This window comes from Pseudaquabacterium rugosum, assembly GCF_038066575.1.
GTDB lineage: Bacteria > Pseudomonadota > Gammaproteobacteria > Burkholderiales > Burkholderiaceae_C > Pseudaquabacterium > Pseudaquabacterium rugosum.
Window position 1 is genome coordinate 45,820 of the sequence record NZ_JBBUTF010000029.1, and the last position, 15,289, is coordinate 61,108.

General features: G+C 74.3%; 8 protein-coding genes. 5 read left to right on the top strand and 3 right to left on the bottom strand.

Going from position 1 to position 15,289, the window contains the following annotated elements; all coding sequences use genetic code 11:
- Nucleotides 1-303: 303 nt before the first annotated feature.
- From AACH11_RS22470 to AACH11_RS22480, 3 genes are read left to right on the top strand one after another with little or no spacing between them, the layout of a single operon-like run.
- Nucleotides 304-3,720 (top strand): type I secretion system permease/ATPase, encoded by a 3,417-nt coding sequence (locus AACH11_RS22470; RefSeq protein ID WP_341376519.1) that lies wholly within the window; start codon nt 304-306, stop codon nt 3,718-3,720.
- Nucleotides 3,717-5,036: an HlyD family type I secretion periplasmic adaptor subunit gene (locus AACH11_RS22475; protein ID WP_341376520.1), complete on the top strand. Its 1,320-nt coding sequence runs from the start codon at nt 3,717-3,719 to the stop codon at nt 5,034-5,036. Before AACH11_RS22470 ends, AACH11_RS22475 begins: the two co-directional genes overlap by 4 nt.
- A complete protein-coding gene (locus AACH11_RS22480; protein WP_341376521.1) occupies nt 5,036-6,679 on the top strand; it encodes a TolC family protein in 1,644 nt (547 codons plus the stop codon). The genes AACH11_RS22475 and AACH11_RS22480 overlap by 1 nt, the downstream gene beginning before the upstream one ends.
- Before the next feature lie 54 nt (nt 6,680-6,733).
- Here AACH11_RS22480 and AACH11_RS22485 read toward each other — a convergent pair whose 3' ends face one another.
- Complete coding sequence (locus AACH11_RS22485; protein ID WP_341376522.1) at nt 6,734-7,708, bottom strand: bifunctional riboflavin kinase/FAD synthetase; 975 nt, start codon at nt 7,706-7,708, stop codon at nt 6,734-6,736.
- Nucleotides 7,709-7,902: 194 nt separating this feature from the next.
- Between AACH11_RS22485 and AACH11_RS22490 the strand changes: the two genes are divergently transcribed.
- Both AACH11_RS22490 and AACH11_RS22495 read left to right on the top strand, forming a co-directional pair.
- Nucleotides 7,903-9,318, top strand: a complete 1,416-nt coding sequence (locus tag AACH11_RS22490; protein ID WP_341376523.1) for a sensor histidine kinase — start codon at nt 7,903-7,905, stop codon at nt 9,316-9,318.
- A complete protein-coding gene (locus AACH11_RS22495; protein ID WP_341376524.1) occupies nt 9,315-10,628 on the top strand; it encodes a diguanylate cyclase domain-containing protein in 1,314 nt (437 codons plus the stop codon). Before AACH11_RS22490 ends, AACH11_RS22495 begins: the two co-directional genes overlap by 4 nt.
- A gap of 52 nt (nt 10,629-10,680) precedes the next feature.
- Here AACH11_RS22495 and AACH11_RS22500 read toward each other — a convergent pair whose 3' ends face one another.
- A complete protein-coding gene (locus tag AACH11_RS22500) occupies nt 10,681-14,094 on the bottom strand; it encodes a pectate lyase family protein (RefSeq protein ID WP_341376525.1) in 3,414 nt (1,137 codons plus the stop codon).
- 301 nt (nt 14,095-14,395) lie between these two features.
- Nucleotides 14,396-15,115, bottom strand: a complete 720-nt coding sequence (locus AACH11_RS22505; RefSeq protein ID WP_341376526.1) for a pseudouridine synthase — start codon at nt 15,113-15,115, stop codon at nt 14,396-14,398.
- Between the last annotated feature and the right edge of the window lie 174 nt (nt 15,116-15,289).

The following is a 15,289-nucleotide window of genomic DNA, read 5'->3' on the forward strand; positions in this document are numbered from 1 at the left end:
CGTCAGCCGGTGATCCGGGGCCTTCGCACGCCGCACATCCTGTTACGGATGGGCGGCGTGTCCGCTTTACGTGTCCGGGCGTGAAATCCGTCCAGTCCGGAGCGTGAGGGAAGTCCGGACCGGCCCCCCGCGGGGCCCGGCAGTGCACCGGCCCGATGCAAGAATTTGGGCCACGGTGCGATGCGCGCGTGACGCCACGGCCCTGCGGCCGCCGGCGCGCGCCGTGCACCGCCCCGGCTGACCGCCACGGACCCACGTCCGTGTCCGCAGCTGTCCTGCCGCGCGCAGTCCAGGCCCAGGTCCATGTTCCGCAAGTCCGTCGCCGAGTCTTCCGCGGAGGCGACACCGTTCGCCTCCAGCACCCAGTTCGCCAGCAGCACCCAGCTGGCGGGCACCGTGCCGCTCCACGAGAGCATCGTCTTCCTGTCCCGCTTCCTCGGGCTGCCGGTGCAGGCCGAGCGCCTGAAGGAGCTCGGCGTGCTGGTCACCGGCACGGCGCCGCTGGGCACCACGCCGCACCCCGAGCAGCTGCGCAAGATGCTGTCGAGCGCGGGCATGGTGGCCTCGCGCCTGTCGCGGCGCAGCGCGCGCAAGGCCAGCGAGATGCCGGCCCTGGTGCTGGGCGCGCATGGCGAGGCCATCGCCGTGGTCGCGATGCGCGACGGCCGCTTCGAATGCCATCTGCCCGGCATCGACGGCAGCACCTGGCTGGACCTCACCGGCATCGAGGAGGAGGTGGGGCCGGCGCTGTGGTACGCGGTGCGCCCGCGCCTGTACTTCGACCAGCGCAGCCTGCTCTACACGCTGCCCGAGCCGGCGCAGTGGTTCTGGGGCGTGTTCCGCCGCAACCGCTGGATCTTCCAGTGGGCGCTGATGGGCACGCTGGCGCTCAACATCTTCGGCGCGCTGATCCCGTTCTACACGATGGCGGTCTACGACCGCGTGCTGCCCAACAACGCGCTGGGCAGCCTCGGCGTGCTGACCAGCGGCGTGGCGCTGCTGCTGGTCTTCGAGTTCCTGATGAAGCTGCTGCGCAGCCATCTGCTGGAGAGCGCGGCGCGGCGCATCGACGTGGCGCTGTCGGCCCGCGTGTTCGCGCAGTGCCTGAAGTTGCGCGCCAGCAGCCGTCCGGCCTCGGGCGGGGTGCTGGCCAACACGGTGCGGGATTTCGAGGCGGTGCGCGACTTCTTCGCCACCACCACGCTGACCGTGCTGGGCGACATGCCCTTCATGCTGCTGTACCTGCTGGTGATCTTCGCCATCGGCAGCTGGCTGGCGTTGGTGCCGCTGGCCTTCATCCCGATCCTGATCGGCGTGTCCTGGTTCGCGCGTGGCGCCCTCTCGCGCCGCATTTCCGAGGGCACGCGCGAGAGCTCGCAGCGCACGGCCCACCTGTTCGAGACGATGAACGGGCTGGACACGGTCAAGGCGCTGGGCGTCGAGGCCTGGAGCCGCCGCAAGTGGGAAGGCCTGACCCAGGCCATCGCCCACAACACGCTGGAGACGCGCGAGGTCACCTCGCGCCTGAACTACCTCAGCGCCGGCCTGATGACGCTGTCGAACGTGGCCATCGTCGCCGTCGGGGCGGTGATGGCCGCCGAACAGACGCTGACGCTGGGCCAGATCATCGCCGTCAGCATGCTGTCGGGCCGCGCGCTGGGGCCGGTGGCGCAGATCGCCAACCTGATCGTGCGCTGGGAGCAGACCAAGCTCAGCTACCGCGCGCTCGACCAGATCATGAACGCCCCCACCGACGAGGCGCCGGCCGCGCTGCAGGCGCCGCCGATCAAGGGCCGGGTCGAGTTCCGCGAGGTCAGCTTCGGCTATCCCAACCAGCCGCCGGTGCTGCACGACCTCAAGCTCAAGATCCGCCCGGGCGAGCGCGTGGGCATCATCGGCAAGCTGGGCTCGGGCAAGAGCACGGTGCTCAAGCTGCTGCTGAACCAGTACGAACCCACGGCCGGCAGCGTGCTGGTGGACAAGCTGGTGACGACGACGCTGGAGCCGCTGTCGCTGCGCCGGCAGATCGGCTACGTGCCGCAGGACGTCACGCTGTTCCACGGCTCGCTGCGCGAGAACATCGAGCTCGGCCGCGTGCGCCGCGACGACGACGCGCTGCTGGAGGCGATGCAGACGGCCTGCCTGGACGAGATCGTCAACGCGCTGCCCGAAGGCGTGGGCACCGAGGTCGGCGAGCGCGGTGAGCGCCTGTCGGGCGGTCAGCGCCAGTGCGTGGCCATCGCGCGGGCGCTGCTGACGCGGCCGCGCCTGCTGCTGCTCGACGAGCCCAGCTCGATGGTCGATCCGGGCACCGAATCCCGCCTGATCGAGCGCCTGCGGGCGCTGCACGACACGACCATCATCCTGGTCACCCACCGCATGGCGATGCTGCAGCTGGTCGATCGCCTGGTGGTGATGGACCGTGGCCGCGTGATCGCCGATGGCCCGCGCGACGCGGTGCTCAAGGCGCTGTCCGCCGAGCGGCCGGCGGCCGAGGGCGCCGGCGTGGGGCCGGCGGCGTCCGGCGCGGCGCGGCCGGTCCCGCCGGCTGCGGGCTCGGTGCCCCTGCCGGCCTCGACCCGGGGCACGGCGCCACCGCGTGCGCCGGTCCGCGAGCCGGCGGCCCGATCCGTGGCCGCGGCGCCGGTGGCGGCGACCCAGGCGGTGACCCAGTCGGCAACCCAGGCGGCAACCCAGGCGACGACAGCCCCTGTGGCGACGATCCCTGTGGCAACGGCCCCGGCGGCGCCCCGAGCGGCTGCGTCGGCTGCCGCTGCCGCTGCCGCTGTGCCCGTGCCCGTGCCCGTGCCCGTGCCCGTGCCCGTGCGGCCGGCGCGCCCGGTGGTGGCCGCGCCGACAGCGGCCGCCGTGCCCGCGGCGCAGCCGGCCGCCCAGGCCGAGGCCGCCGCGCCCACGGCATCCTCCGCGTCGGACCTCGACATCGATCTGGCGCTGGATCTGGTGCTGGATCCGGCGCCCGATCTCGAACCGCCCACGGTCGAGCTCCCGCTCTCGCCCTTCGACCTCCTCGCGCCGCACGTGCCGCACCAGCCGCACCAGCCGCACCAGCCGGTGGCGCCTCGCGCGACCGGGGCCGCGGGCCCGGCGGTCCGTCCGTCCGGCGTGCCGGAGTCGCTGTCGCCGTTGTCGCCGCCGCTCCCGCCGTCGCCCGTTCCGCCGCCGTCGATGCCGCCCGTGCCACAAGGCCAGGCCGTGCCGCCGGCCCGCCCGCGCGGCGCCGCGGGCCTGGCGCCCCGTCCGCTCCATCTGCAGTGGCCCGACGAGCCCGGGGATGACGCCGCCGCGGCGGCCGAGGGTGTGCTCGGCGATCCGGCCATGGTCGCCGGGGGCGAGCGCATCGTCGTCGATGACGCCATCGACGCCGCGACCTGGGGGCGCCATCTGCCGCCGCTGGAGCCGGCCTTCGATCCGCTGGCGCCGGTGCCCCCGGTGCCCGCACCGCCCCGTGCGGTCGCCGCCCCGCGTCCGCCCCCCGCCCGTGCGGTGGCGGCCGCCGACAGGGCGCCCGAGCCGCCGACGCTGCACAGCGTGCTGCCGGACGCCTTGCCTGAGCTCCCGTCCGACCTCCCGCCCGGGGCCGGGCGCGGGCGTGAGCCCGCTCCGCGCACCGACGCTCCCGTGCCGTCGATGCCCGCCTCGCGCGCTGCGCCGCCGCCCGGCCGCATCCGTGCCCGTTTCACGCCCGGACGTCCGTCATGAGCCGCAAGCCCTCTCCGGCCGCCTCGCTCGAGGCGCCGCCGCATGATCCCGATGCCGGCCCGCGCCGGCTGATCGGCCTGATGGTCGGGCTGATCCTGGCCTTTCTGGTCACCGCGGTCGCCTGGGCCAGCTTCGCCGAGCTCGATGTCGCCGTCCAGGTCCGGGGCACCGTGGTGCCGCCGAGCCGCTTGCAGGAGGTCGGCACGCTGGAAGGCGGCATCGTGCAGGAGGTGCTGGTGCAGCCCGGCGAGCGCGTGCGCGTCGGCCAGGTGCTGGCCCGGCTGGACACCGCCCAGGCCGAAGCCGATGTCGGTGAGTCGCGCCAGCAGCAGCTGGCCGCGCTGGCCGGACTGGCGCGTGTCGACGCCCTGCTGCAGGGCGGCGAGCCGCACTTCGATGCGCTGGTGCAGCGCGAGGCGCCGTCCCTGGTCGACAAGGAGACGCAGCTGTGGCGCGATGCCCAGCGCGAGTACCTGTCGGCCCAGACCGGCCTGCGCGAGGCGGCCAGCGCCCGCCGTGCCGAGCTGGCCGAGGCCGAGGCCCGCATCCGGGCGCTGTCGGCCGCGGTCAAGGTGGCCGAGGAGGCGCACGCGATCGAGGACCGGCTGTTCCGCGAGGGCGCGGGGTCGCGCGCCGACTTCCTGGCCGCCCAGCAGCGCCTGCTGCAGCAGCGCACCGAGCTCGACGCCGTCCAGCAGTCCTTGCCGCGGCTGCGGGCCGGTGCCTCCGAGGCCCAGGCCCAGCTGGCCCAGTCCGATGCGCGGGCACGTGCCGAATGGGGCCGCCTGCGCACCGAGTTCCAGGCCCGCACGGCGACGCTGGACGCCCAGCTCGGCGGCCGGCGCGACCGGGCGGCCCGGCGCGAGCTGCTGGCGCCGATCGACGGCGTGGTCAACCGGGTGCTGCTGACCACCCGCGGCGCGCTGGCCGTGCCCGGCAAGCCGGTGGTCGAGATCGTGCCTGACGAGGCCGAACTGGTGCTCAGCGTGCGGGTCAAGCCGCAGGACATCGGCTTCATCCACGTCGGCCAGCAGGCCCAGGTGCGGGTGCTGCCGTATGACGCATCGACCTACGGCAAGATGGGCGCGACCGTCCAGCGCGTCGGTGCCGATGCGCTGCCCGACGAGAAGGAGGGCCCTTATTTCGAGGTCCAGCTCGCGGCCGCGCGCGACCAGCTGAAGCTGCACGGCAAGGCCTTGCCGATCAATGCCGGCATGCCGGTGGAGGCCGGCATCCTGACCGGCCAGCGCAGCGTCATGCAGTACCTGCTCAAACCCGTGTTGCGTGGCGTGCAGGGCGCGCTGCAGGAGCGATGATGGTCCGCGATCCGAAGAAGGCGACCCGCGTGGCCGGCCGCCGCATGAACCCGCTGACGGCCAACGCGGCCGTCGCACCGGTGGCCGCTGCGGCGGCTCCCCTCGGCCGGCGCGCGCCCGCGGCCCTGGCGATGGCCCTGGCCCTGGCGGTGCCTTCGGCCGGCGCCGCGACGCTGGAGGACGGCCGCGCCGGCTGGCGCACGCCGGGGCTCGACGGCGGTGTGCTGACGGTCGCCCAGTCCGGCGCCCGCGTCTCCGGGGCGGCGGTGCGGCGCGCGGTACCGGCCCGGGCGGCGGGCGCCGCGGCCGCGGCATCGGCCGTCTCGACCGGAGCGGCTGGAGCGGCCACCGGCCGCCCCCTGCTGCAGGACGTCTCGCCCGAGCCCGGCCTGCCGCCGCCGCCCGCGCCGGCCGCCGCGCCGCTCTGGCAGCCGCGACCCGATGCCCTGGCCCTGGCCGAGGTGCTGGGCCGGGCGCTCGCCGACGACCCCGGCGTGCGCGGAGCCGGCCTGCTGCGCGAGGCGGCGGACGCCCGGCGCAAGGCGGCTGGCGCCCGTTACGCCCCGACCCTCGGCGTCAATGTCCTGCGCGGCCAGGCGCGTGACGAGGAGTCCGGCACCGACGTCGCGCGGCGCAACCAGCGGATCGACGCCTCGCTGCGCCTGAACGTCTACAACGCCGGCAACGATGCCCGGGAGCTCGAGGCCAGCCGCCGCGAGGTCGGTGCCGCCGATGCCGACGTGCGCCGTTCGCGCGAGGAGGGCGCCGAGCGCATCGCCGAGGCCTATCTCGATCTGCTGCGGCTGGAGCAGCTGACGCCGCACGCGCTGCGCCGGCTCGACGACGTGCAGCGCCTGGTCGCACTCGTCGGCCGCCAGAACACGCTGGGCAAGGCCTCGGACATCGATCTGCAGCAGGCCCGCGCGTCGCAGGTCGATGCCGAGATCGCGCTCGACCAGCTGGAGGCCGAGCGCGCCGGGGCGCGGCAGAAGCTGATGCGCCTGACCGGCTTCGACGTGCCGGGCGTGCAGCCCACGCTGCTGCCACCGCCGGCCGGCGGCGACATCGCCCAGCCGACCGGCCAGATCGCCGCGGCCCAGGCCCGGGCCGAGGCCGCCCAGGCCCGCGTGCCGAGCGCCGCCAGCCTGCTGGCCCCGCGCGTCGACCTGGAGCTGCGCCAGCGCCTGAGCGATCGCACCACGCCCGCGCCGACCACGATCGAGCAGCACGCCTGGGCGCTGACCGCCCGCTGGGACGTGTCCCTCGGCGGCGAATCGCTGTACCGGCGCGACGAGAGCCGGCTGCGTGCCGAGGCCGCCCAGGCCGAGGCCGAGCGGCTGCAGCGCGTCAACCGCGCCGAGCTGGAGGCCCTGGTGCCGCGGCTGGAGCAGTCGGAGCGCGCGGTCGCCCGTCTGCGGCTGCAGGTGCAGCAGTACGGCGGCCTGGTGCGCGCCGGCGAGCTGCAGTTCGAGGCCGGCCGGCGCTCGCTGTCCCAGCTGATCGGGCTGCAGGACGGGCTCTATGCCATCCAGCAGCGCCTGGCCGAGCAGACCTACCGCTGGCAGCAGGCGCAGTTGCGTCGTCTGGCGCTGACCGGCCAGCTGCTGCCCACGCTGGCCACCGGCGAGACCACGCTGCGCTGAGGCCGCCCGCGGCGGGGCGGGGCGGTGCAGGGCGCCGCCCGCGCGGGCCGCGCCTCAGACCTGGCGCGGCGGGTGGGCGGCGTGCCAGGCCCGGGCGTCGGCGCAGTCGCGGGCGATGCCCTCGCGCAGCGCCTCCAGCGAGTGGTACTTGCGCTCGTCGTGCAGCTTGTGGGTCAGCTCGACCCGCACCACGCGGCCGTAGCCGCCCTCGCGGCCCAGGGCGTCGGGCCAGTCCAGGCAGTGGGTCTCCAGCAGCACGCGGCCGGCGTCCTCGACCGTCGGCCGCACGCCCAGGCTGGAGACGGCCGGCAGCGGCTGCGGCGTCAGGCCGTGGACGCGGCTGACGAAGATGCCGGCGGCCGCCGGATGGCCGGGCTCGAAGCGCAGGTTCAGCGTGCGCGCGTCCAGGCTGCGGCCGAGCTTGCGGCCGTGCAGCACATGGCCGCTGACCGACCAGGGCCGGCCCAGCAGCGCGGCGGCGGCGTCCATGTCGCCATGGGCCAGCGCCTCGCGCACGGCCGAGCTCGACACCCGCAGGCCGTGCACCTCGTAACTCATCATCCGGGCGACGTCGAAGCCCAGGCGCTGGCCGGCGGCGTCCAGCGTCGCGTAGTCGCCCAGGCGGCGGGCGCCGAAGCGGAAGTCGTCGCCGACCAGCACATAGCGCGCGCGCAGGCCGTCCAGCAGCACCTGCTGGATGAAGTCCTGCGGGGCCAGCGCCGCCAGCGCCGGGTCGAAGCGCAGCAGCACGACCTGGTCGATGCCGCAGCGCTCCAGCTCGGCCAGCTTGTCGCGCAGCGTGGCGATGCGCCGGGGGGCGGATTCCGGCTGACCGCCGCGACGGGCGAAGAACTCGCGCGGATGCGGCTCGAAGGTCAGCACGCAGCTGGCCAGGCCGCGGTGACGCGCCTCGTTGTGCAGCAAGGCCAGCATGGCCTGGTGGCCCCGGTGCACGCCGTCGAAATTGCCGATGGTGACGGCGCAGGCGTCGGCCAGGCCAGGATGATGGAAGCCGCGGAAGACCTGCATGGTCCGGGGATTATCCGCGCAGCGCCCGGCCCCGCTGCGGCTCAAGCGCGCCGGCCCGCGGCCGATATGACCGGCAGCAGTCCCCGACCCGCGTCCCGATCGCCACGGCCGCCGTGCCGCCTCCCGCGCACGGCGCCCACGCGGCCACCACGCTCCCGTCACCGGCTGCCCCCCGCCACGGCCACCCCACGCCCATGGAACAGACCCTCGCGCAGTACCTGCCCCACGGCTACTGCCTGTCCTGGCAGCCCCGGCTGATGCTGATGCACGTCGGCTCCGACGCGCTGACGGCACTGTCCTACGCCACCATCCCGGTGTCGCTCGGCCTGCTCGTCCATCGCCGCAAGGATCTGCAGTTCGGCTGGGTCTTCCTGCTGTTCGGCGTCTTCATCCTGGCCTGCGGCGCGACCCACGTGATGTCGATCTGGACGCTGTGGCATCCCGACTACGCGCTGGCCGGCTGGATCAAGGTGCTGACCGCCGCGGCCTCGGTGGCCACCGCGGCGGTGCTGGTGCCCCTGGTGCCCAAGGCGGTGGCCCTGCCCGGGCCGGCGCAGTGGGAGGCCGTCCATGCCGACCTGCAGGCCCAGATCGCCGAGCGCAGCCGCATCGAGCAGGAGGTGCGGCGCCTGAACGACGAGCTGGAGATCCGCGTGCAGGCCCGCACCGCCGAGCTGGAGCAGGCCAACCACCGCCTGGAGGCCCTGCATGCCGATCTGGAGGAACGGGTGCGCGAGCGCACCCGCGAGCTGGAGCAGGCCCAGGCCGCGCTGGTCGACAGCGCCCGTCTGGCCGGCATGGCCGAGGTGGCGACCAATGTGCTGCACAACGTCGGCAACGTGCTCAACAGCGTCAACATCGCCGCGGGCGTGATCGGCCAGCAGGTGCGCGGTTCGCGCCTGCCGGGCCTGGGCAAGGCGGTGCAGATGCTGCGCGGCAGCGATGACCTGGTCCACCTGCTGACCGCGGATGCCCGCGGCCGCCAGCTGCCCGAGTACCTGGAGCGCCTGCACGGCCAGCTGCAGCAGGAGCAGACCCAGCTGCTCGACGAGCTGGGCCAGATGGGCAAGAGCATCGACCACCTGAAGGACATCGTCGCCACCCAGCAGGCCTATGCCACGCCGGGCGCCCAGGCCCGCCAGCGCGTGGCCATCGCCCCGGCCGAGCTGGTCGACGACGCGCTGCGCATGCAGGCCGGTGCGCTGACCCGCCACCACATCGACGTGCGGCGCGAGATCGCCGAGCTGCCGCCGGTGCCGGTCGATCGCCACCGCGTGCTGCAGATCCTGGTCAACCTGATCTCGAACGCCAAGCAGGCGATGGAGGCCGACGGTGCGCAGGGCCGCCAGCTGACGATCCGCGTCTGGGCCGAGCCGGCCGAGGGGCAGCTGAAGCTGTCGGTCAGCGACGAGGGCGACGGCATCGCCGCCGAGGACCTGGAACGCATCTTCGCCCATGGCTACACGACGCGGGCGCGTGGCCACGGCTTCGGGCTGCACAGCTGCATCCTGGCCGCGCACGAGATGGGCGGGCGGCTGATGGCCGAGAGCGCCGGCCCCGGTCATGGCGCCTGCTTCACGCTCAGCCTGCCGCTGGAGACCTCCGCATGAACGCGCCCGCGGTCCGCATCCCGGCCTTGCTGCCGGACGCCCCGATCTCCCCGCTCCGCCCGGACGGGCCCGTCGCCGGCGAGATCCGCAGCGCCGTCACCCTCGCCGTGGCGGCACCGCCCTGCGCCTGGGCCGGTGGCGAGCGCCGCGTGCTGCTGGTCGACGACATGCCGGCCATCCACGAGGACTTCCGCAAGGTGCTGTGCCCCGGCGGCTCCCGGTCGGCCGGGACGCCGGAGGCCGCCGGCGCCGCCGCATTCGATGCGCTGGAAGACAGCCTGTTCGGCGATCCGTCCCCGGCGCCCCAGCCGATGGCCGGCCCGCACGCTGCCGCGGCACCGACCCCGGCCGCGGAGGGCTGCGGCGCGACGCCCGCCCCGCACCGGCGCGGCCCGGAGTGCGCCCGCTGCGGCGGCTTCGCCGTCGACTCCGCCTATCAGGGCCAGGAGGCGCTGGCCCAGGTCGAGGCCGCCCGGCGCGAAGGCCGCCCCTACGCGATGGCCTTCGTCGACATGCGCATGCCGCCGGGCTGGGACGGCGTGCAGACCATCGAGCAGCTGTGGCGGGCCGACCCGGCGCTGCAGGTCGTCATCTGCACCGCCTACACCGACTACGCCTGGGAGGACGTGCTGGCCCGGCTGGAGCCGGCCGACCGCCTGCTGGTGCTGAAGAAGCCCTTCGACGCCATCGAGGTGGCCCAGCTGGCCCACACGCTGACGGCCAAGTGGGCCGCCTCGCAGGCCGTGGCCCGCCACACGGCCGAGCTGGAGGCGCTGGTGCGCGCGCGCACCGGTGAGCTGGAGGCCGCCAACGAGCGCCTGCAGCACCAGGCCTTCCACGATCCGCTGACCGGTCTGGCCAACCGCGCGCTGCTGCACGAGCGCCTGGCCGAGGCGCTGGGCCGTGCCGACCGCCAGGGCGACGGCGTGGGCCTGGTCTACATCGACCTCGACCGCTTCAAGCCGGTCAACGACCAGCACGGCCACGAGGCCGGCGACGCGCTGCTGCGTGCGCTCGCCCGCCGCCTGCAATCCCAGACCCGGCCCGGTGACGTCGTCGCCCGCCTGGGCGGCGACGAGTTCGTGCTGATGGCCGCCGCCGTGTCCTCGCGGGCGGTGCTGCAGGAGATCGCCGGCCGCCTGGTCGACAGCCTGAGCGAGCCGGTGCGCGTCGACGGGCTGGAGCTGCAGGTCGGCGCCTCGGCCGGCCTGGCCTTCAGCCCCGAGGACGGCCGCGACGCGGCCACGCTGCTGCGCGTGGCCGATGCGGCGATGTACCGGCGCAAGCCGGGGCGGGTGGCGGCGGGCTGAAGGCCGGCCGGTCCGTCATGACCGGCAGACGGCCGGCGTCGACCGGCCCGGCTCAGGGCGCCGGCACCCAGCCGCCGGGCGCGCCGGTGGCGATCGTCGACTGCCGGAAGACCTCGGCCCGCAGCGCCAGTGCGCCCGGGGCGCCCAGTTGGCGGGCCAGCGTCACGGTGCGCGGCAGGCCGCCGGCGGTGACGGTGACCGTGCCCAGCCGGGCCGACACGTCCAGCGGTGCGCCCTGGGCGTCCAGGCTGCCCCACTCCCGCCAGCCGGTGGTCTCGGTGGCGCCGCCATCGGCCGTGCCCGACCACGGCGGCGGGTTGCTGCCGCAGCTGCCGGCAGCGGTGCCGGTGCGGCTGGTGCCGGTGCCCACGCACCAGCCCACGGGCAGGATGTGGCCGCCCATGCGGGTGCCGATGAAGGCGATGCTGTCGGCATAGCTGGTGGCCGTGGTGCCGCCGCTGCGCGCCAGATAGGCTTGGCTGACCCCCGGGCCGGCCGTCAGCCGGCTGTTGAGGAAGACGAAGCCGGCATCGCCCGGTGTGGCCCGCGACTGCAGGATGTAGCCGGGCGAGCTGCCGGCGCTGTCGGCCACCGAGCGGATCTCGCTGTCCTCGAACAGCGCGGCCATCACGTTGCCCCAGATGAAGTCGACGTTGCCCGCCACCAGCGTGTCGTGCACCCAGACATAACCCTTGAGCTGCAGCGTGTCCTGCTCGCTCAGGAAGTTCATGCGACGGGCCACCAGGCGCGCGGCGGCCGACGTGGTCGAGGTGTTGAAGTAGATCGCCTCGGCCTGGTTGTCGAGCAGCGTGCCGCGGGCGTGGGTGTTGGCCAGCGTGAAGTCGCGCAGCTGCAGCAGGTCGGCGTTCTCGACCAGGAACACCGAGCGTCCGCCGCCCAGGATGCGATGGCCGGGCACCTTGCCGCTGGTGGTCAGGTCGGTGCCGGGCGCGGCCGCCGTCGCGCCGCTGCCGCGGTTGAGCGACTCGAAGTTCTGGTCGAAGACCTGGACCGCATCGCGCTGCGTGCCGGCCAGGGTCAGGTTGGCGACGTTGCGCAGCACCAGCATCTCGGCATAACGGCCGGGCAGCACGGTGATGGTCTTGGGCACGGTGACGCTGGCGCAGCCCCAGGTGGTGACGGTGGTCGCGCAGCGGCTCATCACCCAGTTCAGCGCGCCCTGCACGGTGCGGAAGTCCGGCGTGGCACCGCTGGCGCCGACCGTGATCTCGGTCGAGGAGGCCGGCTGGCCGCGGGTGGTGAAGCTCCAGCCGCCGGCCGCGATGCCGTTGAAGGCCGCGCCGTTGATCGTGCCCTGCAGCACGCCGGGGGCGATCGTCACGCGGTAGGTGGTCGACGGTGCCAGGCGGTTGTCGCGCAGCCGGATCGTCGCCCGGTTGCCCTCGATCGTCACCGGACGGTAGAAGACCCAGCGGGCGCGGCCCTCGGGCATGGCGCCCGCGCCGATGGCGTTGATCTCCAGGTTGCGGCGCTCGATCACGGTCTGGGTGTCGCTGGCCGAGGGCGCGGTACCGATCTCCAGCGTGTCGACCAGCGTGCCGTCATCGCGCCAGACCTGGATCGTGCCGCTGCTGCCGAGCGTCGGCGGGCCGTCGAAGGCGATGGACAGCGGGGTGTCGATGTGGACCTGACTCTGGCCGTTGGCTGGCACGCGGGTGCCCGGCAGGCCGCCGGTCAGGCCGCTGCCGCTGATCGTCGTCGTCAGGCGGCCGGCGCCGGCGGTGGCCAGGGCCGCGGCCTTGACCACGGCCGCCGGGCGCACCGCCGCGGCATAGGGCGGGCTCCAGCTGGCGCTCGACGACACCGCGCAGGCGCCCAGCGCCGCGCCGTTGAGCACCGAGCCGCCGTCGCGGAAGAAGCTGACGCCGTCGGCGTTGAGCGTCGTCAGGATGGCCGCGCACTGGCCCGGGGCCGCCCCGCCGATGGCGAACAGATTGCCCTGCGACAGCACCTGGGCGCTCTTGCCGATGCCCACGCTGTAGAGGTGCGGGTAGGCAGCCGCGGTCTTGGCGCCCTCGAAGTAGTTGTTGTAGAGGTGGACCTGGCCGAAGCGCACCCGCGGCGCGCGCTGCGTGATGCCGCGGAAGACGTTGCCGGCCAGCGTCACCCGCAGCTTGCCGACATCGGCCGCGGCGGTCGCGCCGCTGTCGCTGCTGCCGATCAGCATCGTCTTGTCATGCTGGTCGAACAGGTTGTTCGTCACCGACACCAGATCGGCGGCCTTGGTGATGTCGAGCGCGCCGTCGTGGCACTGCTTCTTCACGCCGTTTTCCAGCGGCAGCGTGGCGTCGGTCAGCGGCAGGTCGGTGAAGGTGTTGCGGTCGATCCAGACGTGGTCGGCGCCGATGACCGAGATCGCGTCGTAGGCCGCGTTCCAGGCGCCGGTGGCGCCGTCGGACGGATCCCACACCGGCGCGGCGTCGCAGGGCGCGACGATCTTGAGGTTGCGCACGATCACGTTGCTGACGCTCTGGATGGTGATCCAGGCGTTGACGAAGCCGGCGCCCGGGCCGGCGCCGATCAGCGTGGTGTTGGAGGGCAGGCGCACCAGCGCGCGGCTGCGCTGGTCGGCCGCGCTGGTGTAGGGCTGGCCCTCGCTCATGTCGATGGTGCCGACCACCTTGATGATCTTGGGCTGGCCGGCGCCGAGCGCGATCGCCGTCAGCAGCTCGCTGCGGCTGCTGACGGTGTAGATCTGGTTCGCGGCGGCCGCGGCGCCACCGCTGGTGCCGCCGGCCATCGCGGCCCAGCCGTCGGACGGTGCGACCTGACGCGCGACTTCAGCGGCGGCATCACCGGCCGGCAGCAGCCCGGCGGCGGCGGCGACGGTCGTGGTGAATGCCGTGCTGAATGTCGTGGTGAATGTCGTGCTGAGCGCCGCCGTGGACGCCCTGCCGTGGCGCCGCGGGCGGCGGCGCAGCAGGGCGAGCGCGCCGAGGGCGACGGCGCTCAGCGCCAGCGCGCCGGGCTCGGGCACGGCCTGCAGCCGGGCCGTCCAGGGCGAGCCGGAGGGATCGAAGTCGACGTCGTCGAAGCGGATGCGCAGCGTGTGGCCATCGACGAGCAGCCAGTCGAGACCGGCGACGCTCTGCAGGGCCTGGACCGCGCCCAGCGGCTGTCCGAGGCCCATGATGTCGATCGTCAGGCTGCCGCTGCGGCCGTCGCGGAAGCCGTAGACCGCGATCAGGCCATCGTCCTGCAGGTCGATGAAGAGGTCGGCCGCGGCGTCGAGGAACTCGATGGCGCCGAAGCCGCTGTCGAGCATGGCGCTGGCCTGCGGGCCGGCGGTGGTGTAGCCGTCGGCCGCGCCGAGCAGGGGGATGTCGGTCGAGGTGGCCTGCAGCAGCAGGCCGTCGACGAGGGGGGCGGCCTGGGCGTTGCCCGTGATGGCGGCAGCGGCCAGCAGCGCGCCGGCCAGGCGCGTACGCAGTGGAGTCGGAATCATGGGTGCGGCGATGCGGGGCCCGCGGCCCGGATCGGCGCGCGGGGCGGCGGCACGCGCAGGGCGCCGCGGCGTGGGTCGGGCCCGGGTGGGCTGCAGAGCGACCCGGGCGGGACCGACGGCCGGCCGCGTGGCTCAGGGCCGGCGGCCTTCCGGTGCGCGCCGCATGGCCTGTCCGGGCCGGGGCCGCACATCGTCGGTGTCAGCGACTATAGGGGTCGGATCCGAAAATCGAAACACCGGTTCACTCATCGGAAACCATGATTCCGGATGCGGCGCCGGGGTGTTGCTGCGCGGGGTCGTCTCAGCGCTTGGCGGTCAGCGCGGCGCGTTCGGCGTCGGTGACGAAGCGCCACTGGCCTTCGGGCAGGTCGCCGCCGTCCAGCACGAGGTTGCCGATGGCGCTGCGGTGCAGGCGTTCGCAGTGGTTGCCGACGGCGGCCATCATGCGCTTGACCTGGTGGTACTTGCCTTGGGTGAGGGTCAGGCGCAGGTGCAGTTCGTCGGTGCGTTCGCAGGCCTGGGCGGCGACGGGGCGGGGATCGTCGTCGAGGACGACGCCGGCGAGCAGGCGGGTGATCTGGCGGTCCTCGATGGGGCGGGCGGCGGTGACCTCGTAGACCTTAGGCACGTGGTGCTTGGGGGAGGTGAGCTTGTGCAGCAGGGGGCCGTCGTCGGTGAGCAGCAGGGCGCCGGTGGTGTCCTGGTCGAGGCGGCCGACGGACTGGACGCCGCGGTGGCGCAGGGGTGGGGGCAGCAGCAGCATGATGCTGGGCCAGGCGGAGGCTTTCTGGGAGCACTCGTAGCCGGCGGGTTTGTGCAGCAGGATGAGGGCCTTGTCCTGGTAGAGCCAGGGGCGGCCTTCGACTTCGAAGCTCAGGCCCTGGGGGTCGATGCGGGCTTCGGGGTCGGTGAGGGTCTGGCCGTCGATGCGCAGGTGGCCGCCGAGGATCAGGCCTTCGCAGGCGCGCCGCACGCCGAAGCCCTGGCTGTGGAGGATCTGGACGAGGGTCTGGGTGGGCATGGCTGTTGTTCTTCCGGGTCTGGTTCCGGGGCTGGGTCGGCGATGGGGCGGTGGGATTGTCGCTGGGGGGGCGGTGGCTGGTGGGCTGGTTGCCGGTTGCCGGTTGCTGGGTGCTGGGTGCTGGGTGCTGGTGGCTGGTGGGGGACCGAGCGTGGCCGGTGCGTGGGGCGCGTG